Source organism: Pseudomonas sp. PLMAX, from assembly GCF_046042685.1.
GTDB classification, from domain to species: domain Bacteria; phylum Pseudomonadota; class Gammaproteobacteria; order Pseudomonadales; family Pseudomonadaceae; genus Aquipseudomonas; species Aquipseudomonas putida_AE.
The window spans coordinates 2,378,245-2,404,361 of record NZ_CP064949.1 but is presented as its reverse complement, the minus strand read 5'-3'; the positions used below and the strand labels follow the sequence as shown (position 1 = coordinate 2,404,361).

Sequence of the window (26,117 nt, the reverse complement as noted above, 5' to 3'; positions counted from 1 at the left end):
GGGCGGCGCAGGCCGCCGCTCATCCGCAAAAGCCTCTTGTTCGCCGTAAATGTCTTAGCCTCAGGAACATCCCGGTCAACTTCCGGTCGAAGGGCCGATACCCATTGAGGAAGGTCGGAATGAAGTTATCCGATGGTTTTGACGCTCGCCGCTTGCGGCCCAAAGGCCAAAGCAACTGGCGTTTTCGATTCGGCGCGGCCTTTGCCGCCTTGCTGGCAACCTGTGGCGTGTTGCTGGCGATGGCAGGTGCCGCCGCCCTGTTCGGTCACATGCCCGCCCTGGGCGAGTTGAACAGCAACCGCGCGGGGGCGGCAGTGATCCTGGTCATCGGCCTGTTCGTGCTGTACCTGGGCGTGTGGCTGTGGCGCCGCTGCCGCCGCCGTTCACGGCAGTCGAACGCGCTGAACATGTCCCCGCACCTGATGAAAAAACACGACTAAGCGCAAGTTGCCGCCCAATGCCCCGCGTTTTCTCGCGCCCGATTCCCTTCGAGTTGGGTAAACTGGCCGCCCTTCGCGGAGGCTGACATGCAAGACGACGATTTTTCCCTGTTCAAAAGTGCGATCCAAGGCGTCAAGCCGATCAAGCACGATCGCGCCGAAACCGGCAAACCCAAGGCTGACCGCGCGCAGATCGCAAAATTGCGCCAGGCGGCCACCGTGCGTACCGATGCCACCACCGTTGACGGGCTCTCCGACCAGTTCGTCATCGACGTCGGCCCGGAAGACGAGCTGATGTGGGCCCGCGACGGCGTGCAGGAAAGCCAGATGCGCAAGCTCAAGATCGGGCAGATTCCGTTCGAAGGCAGCCTTGATCTGCATGGCATGAACGTGGAAAAGGCCCGGGAAACCCTCTGGGCCTTCCTGGCTGAAGCGACCAAGTTCGAAATTCGCTGCGTGCGCGTCACCCACGGCAAGGCCGTGCGCCTGGACGGCAAGCGGCCGATGATCAAAAGCCACGTCAACACCTGGCTGCGCCAGCATTCGCAGGTACTTGGCTTCACCTCGTGCCAGCCCAAACATGGCGGTGCGGGTGCCGTTTATGTGATGCTCAAACGAACCATGATGGAAGGCCGCGACGAGTAAAGCTGATGCTTCACGCTTGCAGCGTCGTGTCCGTCACCGTACCCTTGCCCTTTGCGTAAAATCCCACAGGTAGTTTCATGTCCCTGGAACAGAATTACACCGCGATCCTTGGCCAACTGGGCGAGGATCCCTCCCGCGAGGGCCTGCTCGACACGCCAAAACGTGCCGCCAAAGCCATGCAGTACCTCTGCCGCGGTTATGAACAGACGCTGGAAGAAGTCACCAACGGTGCCCTCTTCAGCTCCGACAACAGCGAAATGGTGCTGGTCAAGGACATCGAGTTGTACTCGTTGTGCGAACACCACCTGCTGCCGTTCATCGGCAAGGCCCACGTGGCCTACATCCCGAGTGGCAAGGTACTGGGCTTGTCGAAAGTCGCGCGGATCGTCGATATGTACGCCCGCCGCCTGCAGATCCAGGAAAACCTCAGCCGCCAGATTGCCGATGCCGTCCAGCAGGTTACCGGCGCCCTGGGCGTTGCCGTGGTGATCGAGGCCAAGCACATGTGCATGATGATGCGCGGTGTGGAAAAGCAGAATTCGTCGATGATCACCTCGGTGATGCTGGGCGAGTTCCGTGAGAACGCCGCGACTCGCAGCGAATTTCTCAGCCTGATCAAGTAATTCGCCCCACGAAGAGAACCGGCATTCATCGCCGGTTTTTTTTCGTCCGGGAAAAATCAGGTAAGCTGCGCGCCTTTCTCCAATAGCACCGTGAGGCTTCAACGTGTTCGTAAAAGCGCTTCGTGTCGGCCTTGGCCAACTGATCATCTTCATCGACTTCATCACCCGCCCCGGCAAGAAGCAGCGCCCTGCCGCCGCCCAGGCCCAGGTCGAAGCCGCCGCCAAGGACCTGACCCTGTATCAGTTCCATGCCTGCCCGTTCTGCGTGAAAACCCGCCGCACCCTGCGTCGCCTGAACGTACCGGTGGCCTTGCGTGATGCGAAGAACAGCGAAACGGATCGCCAGACCCTGCTCGAGCAAGGTGGCAAGATCAAGGTGCCGTGCCTGCGAATCGTAGAGAATGGGCAGACGACCTGGATGTATGAGTCCAAGGTGATCATTGATTATCTGGACAAGCGGTTTGCTGCAGCCTGATGGAGTTGTGGTGTTTTAAATGACGCCTTCGCGAGCAAGCCCGCTCCCACATTGGAATGCAATCAACTGTGGAGCGGGCTTGCTCGCGAAGAGGCCGGTAAGAACGCCACAAATCTCAGACAAAAAACCGGCCATTGAGCCGGTTTTTTTCTTCAGGCCGCCTGCGCCTGCCGAACCACCGCCGCCAATCGCTTTATCCCCTCCTCCAGCCGCACCGGATCAATGTGGCTGAAGTTGAGCCGCAGATGCCCGTGATGATTGTCCGGCTCAGGGAAGAACGGCTCACCCGGCATGAACGCCACGTCATTGGCCAGCGCCGCATTGAGCAACGTCCGGGTGTCCAGCGGTTGCTTGAGCGTCAGCCAGAAAAACAGCCCGCCCTGGGGCACGTTCCAATCCGCCAGATCGGCAAAATGCCTTTGCAGCGCCGCCTGGAATGCGTCGCGGCGCACCCGGTAAAATCCCCGCAATTCACTCAGGTGCTGCTGATAGGGCTCGCTGCCGAGCCATTGCAGCGCCTGCCACTGGCCGACCCGATTGGTGTGCAAGTCCGCCGATTGCTTGAGCTTCAACAGGTGCGGGAACAGGTCTGGACTGGCGATCAGATAGCCGACGCGCAGGCCCGGCAGCAAGGTTTTCGACACGGTGCCGGTGTAGATCCAACTGGCTTTCTTCAGGCGACCGGCAATCGGTTGGGCGCTGCCGCCATCGAAGGTCAACTCACGGTAAGGCTCGTCTTCGATCAGGGTCACGCCAAACTCATCCAGCAATGCCGCGACCGCCTCGCGCTTGGCTTCGCTGTAACGCACCGCCGATGGATTCTGGAACGTCGGGATCAGGTAGATGAACGCCGGGCGATGTGTTTCCAGGCGCGCGCGCAGTTGCGCCAGGTCCGGGCCATCGGCTTGCAGCGGCACGGTGAGGCAATGGGCTCCGAACAGCTGGAAGATCTGCAGCGCCGCCAGGTAGGTCGGTGCCTCGAGCAGAATCTCGGTGCCTTTGTCGATATACAGCTTGGCGGCCAGGTCGAGGGTTTGCTGGGAGCCACTGACCACCAAGACCTGATTCGCCTCGCATGGCACTCCCAACGCGCGCGCCTGTGCCGCCAGGGCTTCGCGCAAGGCCGGTTCGCCTTCACTCATGCCGTATTGACCCATGGACACCGGCATCTGGTCCCAGTCGACTTTCGGCAGCATGGCTTCGGCCGGCAAGCCTCCGGCGAACGACATCACCTGCGGACGCTGGGCGGCCGCGAGGATTTCACGGATCAAGGAACTTTTAAGGCGCGAGACACGTTCGGAAAAAGCCATGGGGGTCACCGGTAGCGAGGCCAGGGGAAAATAAGTCAAACTTGTTGACTGAAATTACGACAGCCCGAACGGATACGTCAACATGATTGACCTTAAAAACCCGATTTCCCAACAGCAGGCCATGGAAGCGTTTTTCTTCGGTTACCAGGCCTTTACCGCCAAGGCCGATGAAATGCTCGAGCGGCGCGGCTTGAGTCGGGTGCATCAACGCATCGTGTTTTTCATTGCCCGTTACCCGAACCTGAGCGTCAAGGAGTTGCTGGCGTTGCTGGGCGTGAGCAAGCAGGCGTTGAACATGCCGTTGCGCCAACTCCTGGAAATGCATTTGGTGGACAGCGTGGCGTCCGAGACGGACAAGCGTAAGCGGCTGCTGGAATTGACCGCCGAGGGTGCGCGGTTTGAGCAGGCGCTGCGGCGTGAGCAGGTGAAATTGCTTGAGCGGGTGTTTGCCGAGGCTGGGGAGTCGGCGGTGAATGGGTGGTTGGCGGTGAATCTGGCGCTTGGGAAAGCCACGGGCAAACCGACTGAATCATTCTGCCTGCTGATTTTGATGCTGGCTGATCCGGCCTTCGCGAGCAAGCCCGCTCCCACATTTGGAATGCGTTCGAATGTGGAGCGGGCTTGCTCGCGAAGGCGCCGGGACAGGCGATATATCCCTATTGCCAAACTTTTCGTCGACAAAACCAAAAACATTATTTGCTTTATTTGTATACAAAAGCATAATCCACTTCGTGCGAGTTCCTGACCTATAGGTCAACAAATTCGCAAGTGCCTCAAAGGGCCGCTGCCACCCTCATGGGTCCGGCCCTGGAAATAACAATAAAACTCTTGAGGAGTACCTCGCTGTGGAAAGCCGCAAATCCGAAGCATCGACGCTGGATCTCTCGCCGCCTCTACGCAATGGCTGGCTGGAGCGCATCTTTAAACTCAGCTTGCATGGCACCACGGTGAAGACCGAGCTGATTGCCGGTCTGACAACCTTCATCACCATGGCCTACATCATCTTCGTCAACCCCAACATCATGGCCGACGCCGGGATCGACCATGGCGCGGCGTTCGTCGCCACCTGCATTGCCGCCGCCCTGGGCTGCCTGTTGATGGGCCTGTACGCCAACTGGCCGGTCGGCCTGGCGCCGGGCATGGGCTTGAACGCTTTCTTCACCTACACCGTGGTCGGCACCATGGGCTACAACTGGGAAACCGCGTTGGGGGCGGTGTTCGTCTCCGGTGTGCTGTTCATGATCCTGACCTTCTCGCGGATCCGCGAATGGCTGCTCAACAGCATCCCGGTCAGCTTGCGCTTCGCCATGGGCGCAGGCGTTGGCCTGTTTCTCGGGCTGATCGGCTTGAAAACCGCGGGCATCGTCGTCGATAGCCCGGCGACCTTGATCAAGCTCGGTTCCCTGCGCGAGCCTGGCCCGCTGCTCGCCGCCGTGTGCTTCCTGATGATCGCCATCCTCAGCTACCACAAGGTGTTCGGCGCGATCCTCATCAGCATCATCACCGTGACCCTGGCCGGTTGGGGCCTGGGCCTGGTGCACTACGAGGGCATCATGTCGGCCCCGCCGAGCCTGGCCCCGACCTGGATGGCCATGAACGTCGCCGGCGTGTTCAACGTCAGCATGATCAGCGTGGTGCTGGCCTTCCTCTTCGTGCACATGTTCGACACCGCCGGCACCTTGATGGGGGTGGCCCAGCGCGCCAACCTGGTGAACGCTGACGGCAAGATCGAAAACCTCTCGCGCGCCATGAAAGCCGACAGTGCCTCCAGTGTGTTTGGTGCGGTAGTGGGCGTTCCACCGGTCACCAGTTACGTGGAAAGTGCTGCTGGCGTCGCGGCAGGTGGTCGGACTGGTCTTACCGCCGTGACCGTAGGTGTGCTATTTATTGCAGCCATGTTCTTCGCTCCGCTGGCCGGGATGATCCCCGCCTACGCAACCGCCGGTGCGCTGATCTATGTGGCCATGCTGATGATGGGCGGCATGGCCCACATCGAATGGGACGAGGCGACCGACAGCATTCCGGCGATCGTCACGGCAATCATGATGCCCCTGACCTTCTCGGTCGCCGACGGCATCGCGCTGGGCTTCATCACCTATGTGGCGCTGAAGGCCGGCACTGGCAAGTACAAGGAAATTTCCGTCAGCCTGTGGGTGCTCTGCGCAATCTTCATTGCCAAGTTCATCTTCCTGTAAGCCTCGGCGGTACGCGCTTGAAACCAGCCTCACCCCGTCGGGTGAGGCTTTTGTGCAAATGGAGGAAAGTGATGAGTCTGGAAACCTGGCTGCTGTTCAGCGGCGCTGCGCTGGTGGTGATCCTGATCCCGGGGCCACTGTCTTTGCTGATGATCAGCAACAGTCTGAATTACGGCCTGGTGCGTTCCTACCCGGCGTTTCTCGGCGGCGTGATTGCCTCGATCTGCCTGTTGAGTGCTTCGGCACTGGGCCTGGGCGCCCTGCTGCTGGCATCGGAACAGTTGTTCAGCGCATTGAAAATCGTCGGCGCGTTGTACCTGTTCTATCTCGCCTGGCAGAGCTGGCAGCAATCGCGCCAACCGTCCCACGGCGCCGAAGTGCCTCAGGCGACAGCGATTCCACGCTTTCGCGCATTGTTCGGGCGAGCCTTCATGCTGGGCGCCAGCAATCCGAAGGACATCCTGTTCTTCGCCGCATTCCTGCCGCAGTTCCTCAGCGCCGAGCAACCGTTCCTGCCGCAACTGCTGGTGATGATCGCCACCTGGACCGTACTCGACCTGCTGTGCAAGCTGGCCTACGGCCTCGGTGCCCATGGCGCGGCGCGTTACCTGCGTAGCGGCAAGGGCCAGAGCTGGTTCAACCGGGTCAGTGCCGGACTGTTCGGCGGTGCCGGTGCAGCTTCGTTGTTGAGTAGCCATTAAGGCTCACTGACTCAAACCGGCACACAAGTTGCTCGTTTCCAGCACCCCCACGCCGGAACCGAGCATGCTCCACTCCCATCTGACCACCCTCAACGCCGTCTCCCTGGTGCTCAACGCCTTCAAGGCCGAAGGCCTGTCCAGCGAAGCCTTGTTGGCCGGCAGCGGCATCAGCGCCGCGGACCTGAGCCGGGCGGACACGCGCATTACCACCAATCAAGAGATGCAGGTCTGCGCCAACGCCGTCGCCCTCAAGCACGATATCGGCCTGGAACTGGGCCAGCGGATGCACGTTTCGTCCTACGGCATACTGGGATATGCCCTGCTCACCAGTGCCACCTTCGGTGACGCGTTACGCCTGGCGATGCGTTATCCGGCGCTGTTGGGAACACTTTTCGAGCTGAGCCTGGAAGAGGACGACGAGCGCGTCTGGTTCGTCGCCGCCGATTACCGGGAGAATCCGGCGCTGGCGGTGTTCAACGCCGAGTTCTGCCTGGTGTCGCTGAAAGTCATCTGTGACGACCTGCTCGGGCATGTCCTGCCGCTGCTCGCCGCGCGCTTCGAACATGCCGCGCCCGACTATGAGGCGAGCTACGCCGAACACTTCGACTGCCCGCTGCACTTCGGGGCACGCAACAATGCCTTTGCCTTCGACAAGCGCTGGCTCGATCAACCCCTGCCGCTGGCGGATGTCATCACCCACCAGGCCATGGCCGAACGCTGCCGCAAGCAGAACACCGAGTTCACCGGACGCCAGGCATGGTTGGGGCGGATTCGCCAGTTGCTCAGCGCGCAGTTGAATCCCGCGCCTGGGCTTGAAGGGTTGGCCGAGCAGATGAATTGTTCAGCGCGCACCTTGCGTCGGCATCTCAAGGATCTGGGGTGCAGTTATCAGGAATTGCTGGATGAGTTGAGATTCGAGCAGGCCAAGCAGATGTTGTGTGAGGACCAGATGCCGATCTACCGGATTGCCGAGGCGTTGGGTTTCAGCGAGACCGCGAGTTTCCGCCATGCGTTTGTGCGCTGGAGTGGGGTGGCGCCCAGTCAGTTTCGGCCTTGAAGATCAAAAGATCGCAGCCTTCGGCAGCTCCTACAGGTACAAGGGGCGAATTTCGGACAATCATTTTGGCCATATTAATCCCCTTTTGGCCTTTCCTGCCGTTCTCCGAAACGCTCGACGCCGCAAGACTGTGTGCAACCGAAACAGCCTGCGGAGAACAACAAAATGCTGACGATCTACTCAGACGATCACCACCTGCACCACGGCCGCTGTGAACTGATCGACGGGCAACTCAAGCCCTGCTTCGAGATGCCTTCGCGTGCCGACCACGTGTTGCAACGGGTGCAAAAGCAGAACCTGGGCCCCGTCGAGGCACCCGGGGATTTCGGCCTCGGCCCGATCGAGCGCATCCACAACCGCGACTACCTCGACTTTTTCAAAGGCGCCTGGGCGCGCTGGACCGAGTTCAACACCGACGGTGACCTGCTGCCCTACACTTGGCCGGCCCGCACCTTGCGCAGCATCAAGCCCACCAGCCTGCACGGTCAGCTCGGCTACTACAGTTTCGACGGCGGCGCACCGATCACCGCCGGCACCTGGCAAGCGGCGTACAGCGCGGCGCAAGTCGCACTCACCGCACAGGCGGAGATCCAGCGCGGCGCCCGCGGTGCCTTTGCCCTGTGCCGTCCACCAGGGCACCACGCCGCCAGCGACTTGATGGGCGGTTATTGCTACCTCAACAACGCCGCCATCGCCGCCCAGGCCTTCCTCGACCAGGGCCACAAAAAAGTCGCAATCCTCGACGTCGACTACCACCACGGCAACGGCACCCAGTCGATTTTCTACGAGCGCAGCGACGTGCTGTTCACCTCGATCCACGGCCATCCGGAAGCCGAGTTTCCGTTCTTCCTTGGCTATGAAGACGAGCGCGGCGAAGGCGCCGGTGAAGGCTTCAACTTCAATTACCCATTGCCCGCCGGCAGCGGCTGGGATGCCTGGAGCGCCGCTCTGGAGCAAGCCTGCAACGAGATCGAAAGCTATGGCGCCGACATCGTCGTCGTATCCCTGGGCGTGGATACGTTCAAGGACGACCCGATCTCGCAATTCAAGCTCGACAGCCCTGATTATCTGGCCATGGGCAAGCGCATCGCCGCCCTCGGCAAACCGACGCTGTTTGTCATGGAAGGCGGTTACGCGGTGGAAGAAATCGGCATCAACGCGGTGAACGTGCTGGAAGGTTTTGAACAATGAAAAAGCTCAAGCAGGTCATTGCTCCGGCCCTGTGCGCGGCGCTGCTCAGTACTGGCGCTCACGCCGAAGAACGAACGCTGCGCGTCTACAACTGGTTCGACTACATCACCCCCAAGGCCCTGGAGGATTTCAAGGCGCAGAACCCCCAGATCAAACTGGTCTATGACATCTTCGACACCAACGAGGCGCTGGAAGCCAAGCTGTTGACCGGTAATTCCGGCTACGACGTGGTAGTGCCGTCCAACGTGTTCCTGGCCAAGCAGATCGAAGCCGGCGTGTTCCAGCCGCTGGATCGCAGCAAGTTGCCGAACTGGAACCACCTCGATCCCAAGCTGATGAAGCTGATCGAGGCCAACGATCCGGGCAACAAGTTCGCCGTGCCCTACATGTACGGCACCATCCTGATCGGCTTCAATCCCGAGAAGGTCAAGGCCGCACTGGGCGCCGATGCGCCGGTGGACAGCTGGGACCTGATCTTCAAGGAAGAAAATATCAGCAAGCTCAAGCAGTGCGGCGTCGCCCTGCTCGACTCGCCCTCGGAGATCCTGCCCCTGGCCCTGCAACACCTGGGCCTTGACCCCAACAGCAAAAAGCCTGCGGACTACGACAAGGCTGAAGCGCTGCTGATGAAGATCCGTCCGTACGTCACCTACTTCCACTCCTCCAAGTACATGGCCGACATCGCCAACGGCGACATCTGCGTCGCGGTCGGTTACTCCGGCAGCTTCTCCCAGGCCGCCAACCGCGCCAAGGAAGCCAAGAACGGTGTGGTCGTCGAAATGCGCCTGCCCAAGGAAGGCGCGCCGATCTGGTTCGACATGCTCGCCATCCCCAAAGGCGCGAAGAACCCGGAGGACGCCTACACCTTCATCAACTACCTGCTGCAACCCCAGGTGATCGCGCCGGTCAGCGACTTCGTGGGTTATCCCAACCCGAACAAGGACGCCACGGAACTTGTGGACCCGGCGATCCGCAACAACCCCAACCTGTACCCGACCGAAGCGGCGATGGGCACGCTCTACACCCTGCAACCCTTGCCACGGGATGCCGAACGCGCACGCACCCGGGCCTGGACCAAGATCAAGTCCGGAACCTAGTTGAAACAGAAGACCCGCGGTGACGCGGGTCTTTTTTGTCAGCGATACATATCTACCACCCTGAGCCACCGCCAGCCCTCTACCTTGCCCGAAAACCGCGTTGCCCCCCCGCAGCGCCCCACCGGACACAGGAAACGGCCATGCCCGACTCGCCCGCCATAAACCCCGACGACGTACTGACCCAACTGGTGGCAGGTCCTTCGATCAGGGAAGTCGCTGCAAAATCACTACGTACCGCCCTCGACATCCACTACCCCAATCTGCACATCGACCCAAATGTGACGTTGGTGGTGACACCTGCCTGGATCATGACCGACGCTCAAGTCGTTCCGGGTACCAGCCACTTTGAATTCCTGACCGAGGTGCTGGTAAGACTGAGCCTGTCAGGCAAATCGGTGACCTATCTCGACGGTGAACATTTCCTGACACGGCAACCGGGAGTCGAGCCGTTAACTCATCTACCGGTCAAGATCAACGCCGTCGGATGCCTGCTCAACACATTGGCCAAATTATTGTTCGTTGCCTATCAGGAGCAACAACTCGATTACTGGAACCGGCCCATCGCGGACTCGACGCCGCGCTGGCATCAGTTGCGCGACGCGCTACACAAGCTCTGGAACGTCGACAGGGTGACGGACTGGGACGAGGACCTGCGAGAAATGGCCCTGTCCCTTTTCCAGTACCCGGACAAGCACGAACGAGCAGCTCACGACCGCTACCAGACCAAGGCCTGCCTGATCGATATCGATAGCCTCGATACCGCCACGAGCAAACACTCGTGGGTCCTGGAAATGGCGGTGCTGGTGGGCACACTGGAGGATCGCACCCTTGTCGTGACCCATTCGATCGCCGAAGGCTTCAAGCGCTACGATTCGCTGGCGTTATTGGGCGAAATGCTGTCCGGGCGCATGGTCACGTCCAGACATGACCGCACGTTGCAATGGCGCCTCTACGAGCCCGCAGGGATGTTTTTCGAGCATCAGGCCTGGGCGCTGATTGCCCTTGAGATCGACGCCATCGGTGCATTCGGTAACTCCACCTGGGCCCCCACCCTTGATCCGCAGGTGGCCGCATCGGCGAACAATTTCTCGCAACTTCACCCACCCTCGACGTCGCGCTACAGCCAGATCCAACACCTGTTGCCGGACTGGCTGGCAAACGCGTCGCCCACCGATCTGACCCGCTACAGCCGACACTTGATGGACCTGGCGTTGCTGCGTGAACAGCACCACGGCCAGACCTTTGATGAAGGCATTGCCGCGCTGCCTGATTTTGCCCTGCAGGCGTTGACCGATCAGATGATCAAGGACCAGAAGATCAAGGATCAGGCAGCCGCGACCTCACTGAAACTGGCGGACATCGAAGTCAGCATTACCAGCCTGGTTGTGCTCGGCGCGGTCATCGTGCCCGGCCAGACCCAGACCCTGAAAATGTCGTTGGCTGAATTTGCATTGCAGAACCTCGCCGGCCTGCCGCTGGGCGACAAAACCGTGCAATACAACGACGGTGAGGCCGCGCCTGCGTGGCTGACGCCGGCCTACCTGGAAGAACTGGTCAGCACCGTCAACATCGGCAAAACCTACCCAGAGCTGATCAAGAACAAGTTGCTGGTCGATCCCGGGGAAAGCCTGCGTCGACAGCGCCTCTATACCAGCCAACTGCACCTGCAACTGCCGCTGTTGGCGCTGCAACTGAAGATCCGTGGCGGGGCCAGCGGCATCGACGAACAGGGCTATCGGTACGTGGTCGCCGCCTTGCAGGAAAAGGCTGCCGATCGCTACGTCGACGGGCAGGAAATTGTCATTCGTCCGTTGGCGTTCATTCCAGGGGGACGCAGCGACAACAAGGCCGACGAAGTGGCCAACATGTTCCTGATCGGGCCGAAGCTGACCGACAAGGGCCCGTGCCTGCTGTTTCGACCGCTGCTCGATCACCCGCTGACGCAGTATTCCAGCGAGGCGAATCTGCTGTACGCGATCAAACACGACAAGGCGCTGCGCCAGTCGGTTTTGGCCTGGCTGCCGCAAGACCTGTACTTCAACTATTCCCAGTATGTCTTCCCCGGAGAGCTGCCCTCGGTCTGGACGCTCTCGCAGTGGTTGGTCGACCCCACCTCGACATTGGGCATGATGGGGGCTGTCACCTTCAGTCCTGCGCCACTCCCTGAGCCGCCGCTGCAAGCGGTGTTCAACGCCAACGCCAATGCACTGGTCACCCTGGCGGACAGGCAATCGGTGTCCAATGGAGAACGGCGTTGGGCGACGTTTAAACAGGGCGCATGGATGCTGTTCAATATTGCCCTGCCCTTCCTCGGTCGCACCGCCGGGACGGCCGCCTGGATCTGGCAAATCATGGATGACCTGCATGAAGCCAATGAAGCCCGCGAAGTCGGCGACAGTGATCAACAATGGGCCGCGCTGACCGATCTGTTCCTGTCGCTGGGCATGGTGCTTGCCCATCACGCGGCAAGTCGCGACAAACCTGCGCCGCAGACCGTCGAGAAGGTTTCGACACCGGCTTCCAAACCCCTGCGGCCGGCAAAAATCACCCTGAATCAAGCGGCCGATGTCGCCGCCGAGCAGTTGCCTGCCAACCATGAAACGTCGGTCTACACCCAAGGCTTGTTGCCAAGCGTGCCGCTGGGGGTCTTGCTGGACAGCCTGGCGATTGCCAAGCCTGCGGCATTGAAAGACACACCTGCCGTGTCCGGTCCTCATCGCTTCCTGATCGGGCTTGAGGACAAATGGTATGCGCGAATCAATCAGCGCTGGTTTGAAGTGATGCTCAATGACAACGGTGATGTGCAGATCATCGATTCAAGACAAACCCCGGCCAGGACGGGGCCCCTGTTGATTCACTCGGAAAAGGGCGAATGGTTCGTCGACACACGCCTGCGGCTGCGCGGCGGCGGTAGGGCCCGAAGGGAAATCGAACGCAAGAACCAACAGCACAGGGAAGATTTGAGGAAACAACTGACCACGTTCGATGCCCGCAAGCCTGAACTGCAAAATGAACTCGAGGCCGCGGAAAAGGCCGCCACCGATGCAAATCGCCAGCCCCTGCTCGACCTGCTGGACTCACAGCTGGCGGCCTACGGCGCCTACATCGACCAAGTGAAGAATTTCAACGCCATTGAGCCCATCGTCAATTATCGCCCGGTCACGGTCAGTTGCCTGGACTATCAGCTGTTACTGACGGAGAAATGGTTCACCCGGCAAAACCTGGCGTTCGGAGAAAGCATGCGCAGGTCCCTTGCCTTGCTGGACAATGAGACCCTCGAAGGCACCCAGACTCCCCGCCAGGTCCATCAGCTCACCAGCGACATGACCCAGGGCTACATTGAGAAGATCGAGTTCGCCCATGCTCGCATCGAGGATCTGATGCGCTTGGGCAAAGAAGCGGGGGAAGCCGCCCGCCAATGCAAGGCGCAACTGCCGAAGTTCGACCTGCAGGATCTGAAGCTGTTCCAGATCAGCCTGGCGCAGGAGTTATGCCTCGATGACAGCGCCACGGTCGACACCGCGCCAGCCAGCCAGGCCATGCAACGGCTCGTCGAAGATGCCGGCCTTACCATCCAGTCGTCCATCGACCTGGCGGCCCAGGACCATGAGCTTGGCCTGGAGGAACGCATCGACGGCTTCAATGATCTGGTGGAGCAATACGCAACCCTGGACCAACGAATCGTCGATCTGCCCGACGAGTATTCGGGGCAATTGCTACAGCCCCCGCTGGAGCGGATGCGCCAGCAAATCGAAGAATTCAAAAAGCGCAGCGAGAGACACCTGGCGAGCCTGCTCAATGAGCGCAGGATGCTGGAACCGACGCCCGGCCCCTCACGCCCGGCGCCTGCGCCCAGGCGCGTGATCAAGACCCGATACAAGGGAACCGTCGTCGGCAAGCTGCGCGAGCGCACCAGCGCTGATGGCACCGAGCTGCTCGATGTGACCTCGACACTGAGCGGCAAGGTCGTGACCTTTCACGAGAAAACGCCCGGTGTCTGGCTCGAACATGTGTCGAGCTCACGCGCGCCTGAGGCCACCGGTCCGGTTGATCTGAAGACCAGTACCCAGACGGGACAAGCCTTACTCGACGAGCTGGACGAATTTACCCGCAGGACCGAGGCCCACGCCAAACGGCCGGGGCGTATCCCCGTGGAAATCGAGGACCTTTTCCAACAAAGGGCCCGCCGAATGGAGGACGCCGCGACCGCCATCGAAAAGGCCCTGACCAAGCTGAACATTACTGACGGCGGTCCGGGCTCCGCTGTGAGCATGGCCAAACAGCTTAATGAGGGCGCGGTCAGCCTTGATCAAAAGGGTCTCCAGACTCGAATCAGCATGACCAAGCAACAACCTCCCACCGTCGCTCGCGTCGAATGGCTGCACAGCCAAGGGTTGGTCGTCATCGTCAAGACTGCGGGGCGCAAGCGGCTCAAAGGGCACCGCAAGGACTATCTCGAGGAGTATGAAATTCGTGACGCCAGCTCCGCCAAAGTGCTTTGGTACGCCCACTTTCACTACCCGACGCCCTCCGCCGCTGCCGACGCCTACAGTGCGGCGCACTTGAAAACCGAAGCGCAACGCACACTGGGCGGCGCGTTTGATTTGCGAACGGTCAGCAACAACGAGTTGATCGCGATCTACCGCAGCGAGATCAGTCCACAACTGGCTCGATCATTGTTCTTGCCGAAAGCGAAATCCGGGGGCACGACATCATGACCAGTACCCCGACACCGATCGCCCCAAAAGACTCGACCCCCCTTCTCGAAAAAAGTGATCTGGTCAGCCAGACCAGCCACAGTCCGCTGCCGAGTGAAGTCGCTTCGGACCTGCTGCGCGAGAAATTGGCAACGCGCTACCCGGCACTGAACATCGACCCTGACAAAACCCTCGTCGCCACCCCGCAATGGCGGGTGGTGGACGATCACGTCGAGATGGAGTCGGTCGAATTCCTTTCGCTCACCCACACACTTGTCCTGCAGAGCCTGTATGGCACAACCGCCAACTATCTCGAAGGCGAACATTTCCTGATCCTGGAATCCGACGCCAACGACCCGGTTCATCTCGCCGTCAGCATCGAAGACATTGCCCAGGTACTCAACGACTCGGTGCCACAGTTGTTCGTCGAACTGCAGAAGCGCCAGCTCGATTACTGGAACCACACAGGCCAGAAAATCCCCCGCTGGCAGGAGTTGTCCGATTCACTGCGCAAGGCATTGAATGTGCAAACGGTAAAAGGCTGGGACGTCGACGAGTGCACGATGGCGCGCGAAGTGTTCGAAGCCCCGGACAAAGCCGCACGAAAGAATTCGAACAGCGGCCTATCGGCCATTCAGGCGTGCCTGATCGATATCGACATCGTTAAAAACACGGTTGCCAGCCACCTCGTGATCGGCGGGGCCCTGGTGCTCAAGGCCACCTGCCGCGAACGCGAGCTGCTGGTGATGTACACGATCGAGCGCGGTTATGAGTCGTTCAGCTCAATGGAACAATTGGGCAATTCACTGCCCGCCCGCCTTGAGGAATCGCTCGAAGGGCGCACCTTGACATGGCGGCTTTTCGAGCCTGGCGGCAACGTTTTTGACCATATGGCCTGGGCCCTGATCTCGTCACAGCTTGATGCCATCGCCTTGATAGGTTCCCTTGAAAAACCGGTCGAAGATGATACCGAACTCGAAAGCGGGCTCGACGAAACCGAACACGCGCGACTCATGCAACTGCACGCGGCGATTCCCTACTGGCTGCGCAACGCATCGCCCAAGGACATTCAAGACTACAGCCGCTACATCACCGCACTGGGCAAGCTCTATCGACAGCCTGAGCACAAGGCAGCCAGAAACGAAATACCTTCCATCATCGACTTTGCCCAGCGCCTGATGGCTGAAGCGATCATCGCCGATACCCGCGCAGTCGATGCCGCGACGCTGCCGCTCAATGAACTGCGAATCAACATCACCAACAGCTTTACCTCTGGCAACTTCACACTGCCCAACCCCCTCGACCACCGCACCGAGACGCTCGCCGAGTTTGCCATGGAAAACCAGGCGCCCTACATGGCAACCGTATCGTTCCTGCACGGTCAGTCGGTTCCGCCATGGCTCACACCTGCGTTCCTCACCACCCTGGCTGCACAAGTCAATATCGGCGAGACGTACCCGGCGCTGATCAAACGCAAGCTGATCGACGAGCCCGTGGAATCCCGACGCCAGGAAAACTTCTACTGCGACCAGTTGCGCTTGCTGTTGCCGCTGCTGGCGCTCGAAGGCAAGGTCAAACAGGAGGCGGGCATTGATGAGCTCGGCTACCGATTCATCTGCGAGTTGCTCGACAGCGATACCGAAAAGGCCCATTCCATCGCCATCTACCCGCTCAAGCTGACGCCGCAACATCGCCTGATCAGCAGCAGTGACAGCGTTGAGAACATGTTCCTCATCAGCCCTCGAAATGCAGAAAGCGGGCCTTGCCTGCTGTATCGCCCGATGCAGGACCTGCCCCTGTTGCAGTTTCCTTCCAGGCAAAACCTGCTGTACGCATTGCATCAACCCGGCGATCTGAGGGACTCAGTGCTGGCATGGCTGCCGGACAACACCCTCAGTTATGAGTATGACCAATATGTGCTCCCCACCGGCCTGCCATCGCCGTGGATCGTGGCCGAACAGTTGGTCAACCCGTTCAAGCAGGCGCAAGGGTTCGGGCAAGTAACGTTCGCGAATGACGAAATAACCGGGAATGTCCTGTCGGCACTGTTCAAAAGCAACGCCCAGGCCTTGGTCGACCTCGCTGACCGCCAGTCACAATCGAATGCCGAACGCCGCTGGACCCTGCTCAAGGAAAGCAGCTGGGCATTGTTCGCCGTCACCTCGAACTTTCTCACCGGCGCTGTCGGGACGGCCGTATGGGTATGGCAGACCATCAACGAAATCCAGCAGGCCATCGACGCCAGTAATCGAGGCGACACGTTCATTGAATGGACTTCGCTGTCGGACCTGCTGCTGATCACCGGCATTGTCCTCAGCCATCATGCCGCGATGCGTCGCAATACTCTATCAGGCAAGCCTCGACTGGCGCGGCCTTCGTTAAAGAAACCAACACTGCCTGGGGGCGAGCCTGTCACCGTCCAGTTCGACCCGACCCCACTGCTCGCAGAACTTGCACCCGGGCACCGCTCCTCGCTTGAGGTGGCCGGCTCGGTGCCACGTCGTACACCGGCGGCGCTGGGTACTTACCTGGACACATTCAAGGTCGCAGCCATCGACATCACCGACAGGAACGTGACAAAGGTCAACGAAAAACCTCCTCACCTCTATCAACACAATGACAGGAACTTTGCCCAGGTCGGCGAGCGCTGGTTCCAGGTCATGGTAAGCGGCGAGGACCCTCCTCATATCGTTGACCCTGACGAGCCAAATCGCAGCGGTCCGCTGCTCACGCATAATGCCAAGGGTGAGTGGTTCATCGACCTGCGCTTGCGCCTGCGTGGTGGCGGCGGCAATGCCTTCAGCAAACCCCTGGTCGCCGCCAATGAGATGCGCTTCAAGGAACTGGAAGAGTCCCTGACCTCCTTCAGCGATCAACAGAAAGTGCTGGAAGATGAGCTTTCCACATTGCAAACCGAGATGCAGAAGTCAACCCAGGAGCATTTCGAGAGCCTGAGCAAGGCGTATGCGCAAAAACTGGAAGTCACCATTACGGCGTATCGGCAGGCGCTGGAAAAACTCCGCGAATGGCGCACCCTCGGCGGTAGCAAAAACTATGTCCATGAATTGCTGCGCATCAGCACCTCGCTGCAGAAGAACCTGTCGTTGTGGTTCGTCATCAAGAGAACCGAATATGCCCAGGCGACAAGGATGATGACCGACACCGGCCAGACAGAACCGATGCCCCTGAAAACCTATGTGGCCAACATTCAAGTGGCGACTGACCTGAGCCAGGAAATGGTCGAAAAACTCGAGCTTTCACACTCGACGATCGAGGGCCTGCGCGCGGCAGGAAGGTCCGGCATCGAGAGAGCGAACGAAATAAAAAAGCTCGCGCCATCGTTCAACGTGCTGGATCTGAAAACCAACGAGATTGGCATGGCCCAGGAACTGTGTCTTGAAGACAAGGCCAGCCCCCTGATGCCCCAGGCACGGGATGCCGTGGGTAAAATCATCGTGAGTGCCGCCAAGGCCGCCATTCAAGTGGCTGACATGGCAGCGGCTGGCGACAACCTGCGCCCTCTGCAGTCTCGCATTGAAGCGCTGGACAGCCTGATTGAAACTTTCGCCGATGCCGACCAGCGCCTACAGGAGTTGCCGGACGCCTACCCCGACCTGCTCAAGCCAGCCCGACTTCTGCACCTGCGTGGACTGATCGGCGAGTTCGCGCAATTGGTCCAAAACCGACTCCAGGCGTTGCTGCCGCAGCCCCCAAAGCCGCTACAAAAAGCCACGACGAGCAGTCGCCAGGCGTCTTACCATCAACCGGCAAAAGTCCGAAAAACCCGGCCGAAGGCCCCGACCAAGAGCGAACCCGGCACTACCGCGCAGGCTCCCCTCACGCCCATCGCGCCCATGATCCGCCAACAACCGGCTTCGACACTCAGCGACGAGGAGCTCATCGCCGCCGCCATGGACCTGAACCTGGATACGTCCAGATTCATCGAGCGCACCGCCAAGGACGCGTTGCGCCCAAGGCGTATACCCGCTGACATACAGGATCTGTTCGATCAACAGGCGCTCAAACTGGAGCAAGGCGCCGACAGCGTAGATCAGGCCGTGCTGCGGAGTAAAAAACGGGACGGCGAACCGCTGCCGGTCGCGACCCTGAGCCTCGAGATGCGTGCAGCCGCGCGTCAAATGCGTGAAGAAGGCATCAGCGTTCGAGCGAAGTTATACAAGCTGCGCAAACCGACTCAAACGGCTTTCAAATGGATGCACGAACACCAGCAGGTCGACGTCGCCGCCGACCCACGAGGGCGAATCCAGACCACAGGGATGGGCGACTTCTTTCAGGAGTACCGGATTCTCGACAAGGCCAACGGCAAGACGATCTGGGTGGCGCATTTTCATTATGAAAGCTTGGTCAGCCCCGCCGACCAGCCAACGGCAGCCCACCTGAAAATCTCGGATGACTATCTGAAGAGCCTATCTCCCGAACAGCAAGCAGCATTGAACAGCTTCGAGCCCATCGATGGCGTCCTGCGCAAGCTCGTCGACCCCGACCTGCGCAAGCTCTTTTGGGACATGGAACCTAAGGCCAAAACCTGAGGCTATTCACGCCAGGCTGCTTGCAGACGCCCAAGCGCCGCGCTGATCGCCGCCTCGGGCACCGCCGCAAAACCGAGGACCAGCCCGGCCCTCTGGTCCTCCGGTTCCTGGGAGTCCGGCAACCAGTAGCTGCTCAGCCCGTTGATTTCGACGTCGACCCTGGCCGCTTTCTCGATCAGTTCACGCTCACGGGCCAGGGAGTCGACCGCGACAGTCAGGTGCAGCCCTGCCGCGACGTTCGGCAGGCTGCCGACACCGGCAATGTCCCGGGGCCAGCCCGTCAACAAGGTGTTACGGCGGCTCAACGCGGCGCGGCGCATGCGCCGGATGTGCCGCTGAAAGTGCCCGGCGGCCATGAATTCGGCCATCACTGCCTGGGTGCTGACCTCGGAATGACGCACGTCCACCGCTCGACGTTGCGAGAACGCGTCCACCAGCGCCGGCGGCAACACCAGGTAACCCAGGCGCAGCGCCGGAAAGGCGACCTTGCCGAACGTGCCGACGTACAGCACCCGTCCCTGCCGATCGAGTGCTGCCAGCGGCGCCAGGGGTGCGCCGCTGTAGCGGTATTCGCCATCGTAATCGTCCTCGACGATCCAGCCGTTGGCCCGCTCGGCCCAGGCCAGCAACTCCAGGCGCCGGGCCAGGCTCATCACCACCCCCGTGGGGTACTGATGCGATGGCGTCACATAGGCCAGGCGACAATCGCCCAACCCCGCCAATGCCTGGCAATCGATGCCCTCGCTGTCCACCGCCACGCCGTGCAAACGCGCGCCGGCCACCGCGAACGCATGACCCGCCGCGCGATAACCCGGGTTTTCAATCGCCACCCCGTCCCCCGGCTCCACCAGCAACTGCGCACAGAGGCTGATCCCCTGCTGCGCGCCACTGGTGATGACGATTTGTTCGGCGCTGCACTGCATGCCTCGGGAACTGCGCAAATACGCCGCGATCATCCCGCGCAACCGCGCGTCCCCTTCAGGAGCGCCGTAACACAGCTGCTGCAGATCCGGTTTGCGCCAGAACGCTGCGTTCAGTTTGGCCCACACCTCGAACGGAAACAGATCGAACGCCGGCACACCGACCCGAAAAGCCCGGGGCGGACCACTGGGTGGCGTGGGCAAATGGTTGTTTTCGACACGCTGCAAGGCGCCGTTGTGGATGACCTTGTCAGGTACAACCACCGGTAGATCCAGCCATTGCGTCGGCGCTTTTTTCGAGGACTTCCTGACCGGCAACGACGCCTGGGGCAATTGCGCGACATAAGTCCCGTCCCCCACCCGCCCCTCGATAAACCCTTCGGCGTAAAGCTGATCGTAGGCGCGCACCACGCTGTTACGCGAGATCGCCAATGCCGCCGCCAGGTCCCGACTGGCGGGCAAGCGCGTACCACTGGCCAGTCGTCCGTCCAGCACCCTCGCCCGCAACGCCTGATAAAGCTGGCGACTCAGCCCCTGACGACGGTCGAGCTCGATGCCGGCGGGGTTGAAGGACAAGGACAGCGGCGCATTCGTCATGACAATGGACCCATGAAATTCGACGTTAATGGCTCTTACAACAGACCAATAGCCTGCCTAGGATGCAGACATTCGCCAAGGAATAATTCCATGTATACGCCCAGTGGTTTCGCCTTCAATGATTTGCCCGAGCTGCAGCAACAGATCCTCGGTACCCGACTCGCCCTGTTGGTCACCCATGGCGAACAGGGTCTGCAAGCCAGTCACCTGCCCTTGCTGCTGAACACCGACGAGGGGCCCAATGGCACCCTGTACGGCCATTTCGCCAAGGCCAATCCGCAGTGGAAGGAACTGCAGAACGGTGCCGAAGCAATGGTCATTTTCGCCGGTGCCGATGCCTATGTGAGTCCCGATTTCTACCCGAGCAAGGCCGAACACGGCAAAGTCGTGCCGACCTGGAATTACGTCGCCGTGCATGCCTATGGCAGCGCCGAAGTCTTCACCGATGCCGACCGCCTGCGCTCGCTGGTCAGTGCCTTGACCGATCGCCATGAAGCCGGTCGCGCCCAGCCGTGGAAAGTCGCCGACGCGCCCGCCGACTACATCGATGGCATGCTCAGGGCCATCGTCGGGTTTGCCTTGCCGATCCAGCGCCTGGAAGGCAAACGCAAGCTCAGCCAGAACCGCAGCACCGCAGACATCGCCGGCGTGCGCGAGGGGCTGGCCGCCAGCCCCGATGCCCACGACCAGGCCCTCGCCCACTTGATGCGTTAAGGAATCAGCATGAGTCAACTCGAAATCCGCCAGGTCTACGCCGAGGACCACGCCGCCTGGCTGCCGTTGTGGCAGGCTTACCTGCGCTTCTACAACACCGAATTGCCGGACGCCGTCAGCCAAAGCACCTGGCAGCGCATGCTCGACCCGAACGAGCCGACCCACGCCGCCCTCGCCTGGGCTGACGGCAAACCAGTGGGCATGGTGCATTTCATTTACCATCGTTCAAACTGGAGCATCGAAAACTCGTGCTACCTGCAGGACCTGCTGGTGGTGCCGGAAACCCGAGGCACTGGCGTTGGCCGCCAGTTGATCGAGTTCGTCTACGCCACGGCCAAGGCCGACGGTTGCAACAAGGTGCACTGGCTGACCCACGAAACCAACGCCACCGCGATCCAGCTCTACGAGCGCATCGCCGAGCGTCCGGGTTTGATCCAGTTTCGCAAAGCCATTTAAGGTTCAAGGAGAACAGCATGTCGATTTCACTCGCCGACTGGAAAGGCGTCCCGGCCCCGACCGTCCAACTGATCGAAGGGCGCTTCATCCGCCTGGAAAGACTCGACCCGACGCGCCACGGCGACGACTTGTTCAACGCCCTGCAAGGCCCCGGTGCCGACCCGAAACTGTGGGACTACCTGCCTTACGGGCCCTTCCCGGAGCGCGGCGCCTTCAACGACTGGCTGAACAATCATGCCGCCAGCAGCGATCCCTATTTCTTCAGCGTGATCGACCGCGCCAGCGGCGAGGTGCAAGGCCTCCTCAGCCTGATGTCGATCGTCCCGGCCCAGGGCCGCATCGAAATCGGCCACGTGACCTTCGGCGCGCCGATGCAACGCTCACCGAAAAGCACCGAGGCGGTCTACCTGCTGGCCAAGGAGTCGTTCGCCCTCGGCTATCGGCGCCTGGAGTGGAAATGCAACAACGGCAACGCCCGCTCCAAATACGCCGCCGAGCGGCTGGGCTTCAGTTTCGAAGGGGTCTTCCGCCAGCACATGGTGGTCAAGGGACAGAACCGCGACACCGCCTGGTATTCGATCATCGATTCGGAGTGGCCGGCGATTGGCGCGGGGTTCGAGCGCTGGTTGAGTGATGAAAACCAGACGGACTCGGGGCAGGTCAAGGGGCTGGTGGAGTGTCGGGGCACAGCTATTTAAACAACGGTTCCCTAGAACTTTTCTCTGATTACCGGTCTATTTGGATAGGCACATCCGCTCGGCAAGTGCGAACCCGCAGCTTGCCGCAGCCGGATGGCCACACGACCAATTGTCAATCAGAGGTTGCCTTCGCGCATGAAATTCCATGACCCTCGGATGGTGCTCTTCGGCCTGTTCGCGTTCGCGGCAATGGGCTCGGCATCAGCCACACAGATAAAGCCCGCAACCCCTGTTTTCCCCACTGAAGTCACAGCCATCCAGGCGCCTGCCAAGGCCGCCGAGAACCCTTGGCCGACCTTGGCCAGTATGGCCGACAAGCAGCCTGGGCCATTGCTGGCCCATGACGACCGGAACTGGCACGATCATCGAGACGATTGGCGCCGGGACCAATGGCGTAGAGACCAATGGCGTAGAGACCAATGGCGCAGGGACCAGTGGCGTCGAGAGCAAGCCCGCCGGGAAGCGGAACGCCATCGTGATTGGGAGCGCCACCACCGGGATCGTGTCATGGGCCACCGCTACGACGACGATCGCCGCTACTATCGTCGCTAAATCAATCCGCCTTCAGGCCTGCCTCAAGGCGCCCTCGAACGCAGGCGTCAATCCCGACAACTCCAGCTTGCGCACGAAGGCGCCGAGACGCTCTTGCCTGTAGGCGTCCACGTCCAGGTCACGGTAATCGTAGAAACCCTGGCCATCGCGCAAGCCATTGCGGCCGTTTTGCATGTTGTCGGTTATCACTTGGGGCGACTCGAAACGCGGTGACAGTGCGCCGCTCAAGTAGCGCGAGGCGTAGTAGAGAATGTCGCCGCCGCCCCAGTCGATGAACTCCAGCAGGCCCAGCACCGAGAAGCGCAAACCGAAGCCGACGCGCACTGCGGTGTCGATATCTTCGGCGCTGGCCACGCCCTCTTCCACCATCCGTGCCGCTTCGTTCATCGCCAGTGCCTGGATGCGCGGCACGATATAACCCGCCACCGGATTGCACACCACGGGCACCTTGCCGATGCGCTTGAGCAGTTGCAGCAGCCGCTCGACCACCTGCGGGCAGGTCGCCTCGCTGCGACTGACTTCCACCAGCGGCATCAGGTGCGCGGGATTGAGCCAGTGCGCGTTGACGAAGCGCTGCGGCCCGCTGACCATTTCGCTCAACTCGGTGACCAGGAAGGTCGAGGTGGTCGAGGCAATGATGGCCGACGCCGGGACATGCTCGCTGACCCAGGCGAAGGTCTGCTGCTTGACCTCGATGACTTCCGGCACGGCTTCGAACACCAGGTCGCACCCGCGCAATGCCTCGGCGGCCCGGGATCGGGTTTGCAGGGTCAACCGCGACAGCGCGATGTCCGCCTGTTCCGGCTGGAGCATGCCAAGGCGAACCAGCATCTGCAGTTCGCTGCGGACGTTGTTGCGCACGCGCTCGAAGTAGCCGTGGCGCTCATTCTCGGCGCGATCCTTGATGTCGATGAGGGTGACCGGCAGGCCCGCATGGATGAAGGCCAGGGCAATGCCCTCGCCCATCCGGCCGGCGCCGACCACGCTGACTTGCGGCAGCGCGGCGTTCATCGGTTGCAGCCCTCGGTCAGCAGTTCGCTCATCTGTGTTCGACTCAACCCGGCCAGGCCGAGGTTCTCCAGGGTGCGGCCCTCGGCGTAGAGATCACGCCCGGCGACGACCGAGGCAATGCTCAACAGGCCTTGGGCAATCGGGGTCGGCACACCGGCCCAGCGGCCGACGGACACCAGGAAGGACAGGCCCAGGCGGGTGTCTTCGAGCATGTAGCGATGTGTTTGCAGGTCGATGTCTTCGCGCCAGTCGCCGCTGTCGGTCAGCTTGCCATGGGCACCGCGACCGTACATCCACGCCTCGCCTTCGCTGCTGTTGTAGTGATCCGCCAGGGGAAAATGCGGTGCGCCGTAGGTCAGTGCTTCGCGCACGGCCATGCGCTCGGCATCGAGCTGGTTGGTCACGCGGCGAATCGACGGTTGGGTGCCTTCGTTGTGGATGTCCCAGGCCTCGAAATGCTCCAGGGGACCGGCATTCATCATGATCAGCGGCGGGTGGATGATGGGGCCCGCGTTCATCAGCGCACCGCTCAGGGCGTCTTCGATCGGTTCGACGCTCGGGTAGGCCTCGCGCAGCACGGCGAAGGCGTGTTCGGACAGGTTGCCGGGGAATACGCCCGTCGGCAGACGGGTGGCGTAGCAACTGATCACCAGGTCGCTGGCGCCATGCTTGCGCACCAGATACGGCAGCGTGCCGGTCTCGGCGAAGGCGACCTTGCTGCGGTTGCCCGCATCGGCCATGGCCTTGGCGAACACATAACTGCCGAAGGTGCCCGGTGGCAGGAACACCACCTGACCGTCGCGCAGGTGCGGCGCCACCTGTCTGGCCAGGTCTTCGTGGGAGGTCGACGGCAGCGGGATGATGACCAGCTGCGCGTCGGCCAGGGCTTCGGCCAGGTCGTCGGTCAGCGCCAGCTTGTCCTCGGGTTTACCGACCGAGAGCTGGCGAGTGCCCCGGTAGTCCTTGATGGTCAGGCTGCCGATCGCCAGCAACTCCTTGAGCGCCGCCGAGTCGCGACGCCACAGGCGGGTCTGATGCCCCTTCTCAGCCATTTCGACAGCAGCGGCATAACAGCCGTGTCCACCACCCAGCACGGTAATATTCATCGAGTCACTCCTCTGGTAAGAGACTCGATGCTATCGAGCGCTGCCGCCCCAGGCTTATCAGAATGCGCAGCCGACTCACGGATTGCGCAGAAGTCTCAATGCTTCTGTCGTCGCAGGGTGTCCGACGGCAGGCAGCCATAACGTTGCCGATAGGCACTGGAAAAATGCCCGAAGCTGTTGATGCCGTGGCGCAGCAGGATATCGGTGACAGTTTCACAGGCATTGCCCTGCTGCAGCGACTCGTGGACCAGCGCCAGGCGACGGTCACGGATGTACTCTACCGGCGCTTGCTGGAGAAACTGCCGGAAGCCGTTCTGCAAGGTGCGCACCGAGACCCCACACAGCTCGCTCAGGGTCGCCAGGCTGATCGGTTGGTCGAGGTGTTCCTCGATGTAGTCACGGGCCCTTTTCACGTGGTGCGGCAGCGGCGCGCGGGAATCGTGCAACAGATCCGTCGAGTAGTTATGCGGCAACTGGGTGAGCAGCAGTTGCATCAGGTAGTCGGACAGGCCGCTGGCGAGGCGCGAGCCGTCCACGCCGCTGCCGTACAGCCGACAGATGTAGTCCAGGGTGTGATAGAGGCTGACGACGCCGGCGCCCAGATGATCGACGCTGACATCGAAGATCACCGATTGCCGCAGGCTGCGGCCGAGCAGGCGTTGCAGTTGCATCTGCAGGGCATCACGGTCGACGCGCAGGATCAGGTTGCGGCACTCGCCATCGGTGACGATGCGGCTTTGCGCGTACGGCGAGGACACGCTCAGGCAGCCCGACTGCATCGCCGCGCTGCGCCGCCCGTGGGCCACCTGGCAATGCCCCTGCAAGGTGATGCGAAACAGGTACTGATCGGCAATGTCGCCGATGGTGATCTCCACCGGCGCGCCATAGCGCAAGTCGAGCAGCGCCGAAGTGCCGAAGAACACGCCGTTGAGCCGGGTATGAATCGGCTCGTCACGCAGCACGTTGAAGCTGTGCGGGCACAGGTAGTGGCTGACCTTGTCCTGGATCTCGCGGCAGTCGGCCGAGCTGAGCAGGCTGTGCCGTTCCAGCAGGTGTACGTCATTCAACATCAGAGGCTCTCC

The 26,117-nt window shown here is 61.1% G+C and carries 20 protein-coding genes and 1 pseudogene; 16 read left to right on the top strand and 5 right to left on the bottom strand.

The window, feature by feature from the left end:
• The first annotated feature begins 119 nt into the window (after positions 1-119).
• The 4 genes from DKB71_RS11045 (at position 120) to DKB71_RS11030 (ending at position 2,183) form a co-directional block, all read left to right on the top strand.
• Positions 120-440: a hypothetical protein gene (locus DKB71_RS11045; RefSeq protein ID WP_274077668.1), complete on the top strand. Its 321-nt coding sequence runs from the start codon at positions 120-122 to the stop codon at positions 438-440.
• A gap of 87 nt (positions 441-527) precedes the next feature.
• Complete coding sequence (locus tag DKB71_RS11040; RefSeq protein WP_007898817.1) at positions 528-1,085, top strand: Smr/MutS family protein; 558 nt, start codon at positions 528-530, stop codon at positions 1,083-1,085.
• A 77-nt stretch (positions 1,086-1,162) separates the two neighbouring features.
• Entirely contained in the window at positions 1,163-1,708 is a 546-nt protein-coding gene (folE, locus tag DKB71_RS11035) for a GTP cyclohydrolase I FolE (protein ID WP_046815589.1), read from the top strand.
• Positions 1,709-1,811: 103 nt separating this feature from the next.
• A complete protein-coding gene (locus DKB71_RS11030; RefSeq protein ID WP_274077667.1) occupies positions 1,812-2,183 on the top strand; it encodes a glutathione S-transferase N-terminal domain-containing protein in 372 nt (123 codons plus the stop codon).
• Between the two features lie 152 nt (positions 2,184-2,335).
• Here DKB71_RS11030 and DKB71_RS11025 read toward each other — a convergent pair whose 3' ends face one another.
• Complete coding sequence (locus DKB71_RS11025) at positions 2,336-3,493, bottom strand: PLP-dependent aminotransferase family protein (RefSeq protein WP_323628003.1); 1,158 nt, start codon at positions 3,491-3,493, stop codon at positions 2,336-2,338.
• Positions 3,494-3,575: 82 nt separating this feature from the next.
• On the opposite strand from DKB71_RS11025, the pseudogene DKB71_RS11020 reads away from it, so the two are divergent.
• The 8 genes and pseudogenes from DKB71_RS11020 to DKB71_RS10985 all read left to right on the top strand — a co-directional run.
• Positions 3,576-4,004: pseudogene (locus tag DKB71_RS11020) on the top strand (MarR family winged helix-turn-helix transcriptional regulator); the annotation flags it as partial.
• 334 nt (positions 4,005-4,338) lie between these two features.
• Positions 4,339-5,688 (top strand): NCS2 family permease, encoded by a 1,350-nt coding sequence (locus tag DKB71_RS11015; protein WP_095196825.1) that lies wholly within the window; start codon positions 4,339-4,341, stop codon positions 5,686-5,688.
• A 71-nt stretch (positions 5,689-5,759) separates the two neighbouring features.
• Complete coding sequence (locus DKB71_RS11010; RefSeq protein ID WP_323607538.1) at positions 5,760-6,389, top strand: LysE family translocator; 630 nt, start codon at positions 5,760-5,762, stop codon at positions 6,387-6,389.
• Between the two features lie 64 nt (positions 6,390-6,453).
• Positions 6,454-7,446 (top strand): AraC family transcriptional regulator, encoded by a 993-nt coding sequence (locus tag DKB71_RS11005; protein WP_323628000.1) that lies wholly within the window; start codon positions 6,454-6,456, stop codon positions 7,444-7,446.
• A gap of 165 nt (positions 7,447-7,611) precedes the next feature.
• Positions 7,612-8,637 carry a histone deacetylase family protein gene (locus DKB71_RS11000; RefSeq protein ID WP_408600375.1) on the top strand — a complete coding sequence of 342 codons (1,026 nt, stop codon included), beginning with the start codon at positions 7,612-7,614 and terminating at the stop codon, positions 8,635-8,637.
• On the top strand, positions 8,634-9,734 hold the full coding sequence (locus tag DKB71_RS10995; RefSeq protein ID WP_408600374.1) for a polyamine ABC transporter substrate-binding protein: 1,101 nt from the start codon (positions 8,634-8,636) through the stop codon (positions 9,732-9,734). Before DKB71_RS11000 ends, DKB71_RS10995 begins: the two co-directional genes overlap by 4 nt.
• Before the next feature lie 140 nt (positions 9,735-9,874).
• Entirely contained in the window at positions 9,875-14,452 is a 4,578-nt protein-coding gene (locus DKB71_RS10990) for a hypothetical protein (RefSeq protein WP_408600373.1), read from the top strand.
• On the top strand, positions 14,449-18,981 hold the full coding sequence (locus tag DKB71_RS10985; RefSeq protein ID WP_408600372.1) for a dermonecrotic toxin domain-containing protein: 4,533 nt from the start codon (positions 14,449-14,451) through the stop codon (positions 18,979-18,981). The genes DKB71_RS10990 and DKB71_RS10985 overlap by 4 nt, the downstream gene beginning before the upstream one ends.
• 2 nt (positions 18,982-18,983) lie before the next feature.
• On the opposite strand, the gene DKB71_RS10980 is transcribed toward DKB71_RS10985, so the two are convergent.
• Entirely contained in the window at positions 18,984-20,498 is a 1,515-nt protein-coding gene (locus DKB71_RS10980) for a PLP-dependent aminotransferase family protein (protein WP_408600371.1), read from the bottom strand.
• A gap of 90 nt (positions 20,499-20,588) precedes the next feature.
• Here DKB71_RS10980 and DKB71_RS10975 point away from each other — a divergent pair, with 90 nt between their 5' ends.
• The 4 genes from DKB71_RS10975 to DKB71_RS10960 all read left to right on the top strand — a co-directional run bounded on the left by DKB71_RS10975 (position 20,589) and on the right by DKB71_RS10960 (position 22,918).
• Positions 20,589-21,212: an FMN-binding negative transcriptional regulator gene (locus tag DKB71_RS10975; protein ID WP_408600370.1), complete on the top strand. Its 624-nt coding sequence runs from the start codon at positions 20,589-20,591 to the stop codon at positions 21,210-21,212.
• Between the two features lie 9 nt (positions 21,213-21,221).
• The gene (locus tag DKB71_RS10970) at positions 21,222-21,668 is read left to right on the top strand and encodes a GNAT family N-acetyltransferase (protein WP_323627990.1); all 447 of its coding nucleotides are present in this window, start codon (positions 21,222-21,224) and stop codon (positions 21,666-21,668) included.
• Positions 21,669-21,685: 17 nt separating this feature from the next.
• Positions 21,686-22,366: a GNAT family N-acetyltransferase gene (locus DKB71_RS10965; RefSeq protein WP_408600369.1), complete on the top strand. Its 681-nt coding sequence runs from the start codon at positions 21,686-21,688 to the stop codon at positions 22,364-22,366.
• A gap of 135 nt (positions 22,367-22,501) precedes the next feature.
• Positions 22,502-22,918: a hypothetical protein gene (locus DKB71_RS10960; protein WP_274077653.1), complete on the top strand. Its 417-nt coding sequence runs from the start codon at positions 22,502-22,504 to the stop codon at positions 22,916-22,918.
• A 12-nt stretch (positions 22,919-22,930) separates the two neighbouring features.
• Here the strand turns inward: DKB71_RS10960 and DKB71_RS10955 are convergent, their stop codons facing one another.
• The 3 genes from DKB71_RS10955 to DKB71_RS10945 all read right to left on the bottom strand — a co-directional run bounded on the left by DKB71_RS10955 (position 22,931) and on the right by DKB71_RS10945 (position 26,105).
• Positions 22,931-23,929 (bottom strand): 3-hydroxybutyryl-CoA dehydrogenase, encoded by a 999-nt coding sequence (locus DKB71_RS10955; RefSeq protein ID WP_408600367.1) that lies wholly within the window; start codon positions 23,927-23,929, stop codon positions 22,931-22,933.
• On the bottom strand, positions 23,926-25,035 hold the full coding sequence (locus DKB71_RS10950; protein ID WP_408600366.1) for an NAD/NADP octopine/nopaline dehydrogenase family protein: 1,110 nt from the start codon (positions 25,033-25,035) through the stop codon (positions 23,926-23,928). Before DKB71_RS10950 ends, DKB71_RS10955 begins: the two co-directional genes overlap by 4 nt.
• Positions 25,036-25,130: 95 nt before the next feature.
• The gene (locus tag DKB71_RS10945) at positions 25,131-26,105 is read right to left on the bottom strand and encodes an AraC family transcriptional regulator (protein ID WP_408600365.1); all 975 of its coding nucleotides are present in this window, start codon (positions 26,103-26,105) and stop codon (positions 25,131-25,133) included.
• Positions 26,106-26,117: the final 12 nt, after the last annotated feature.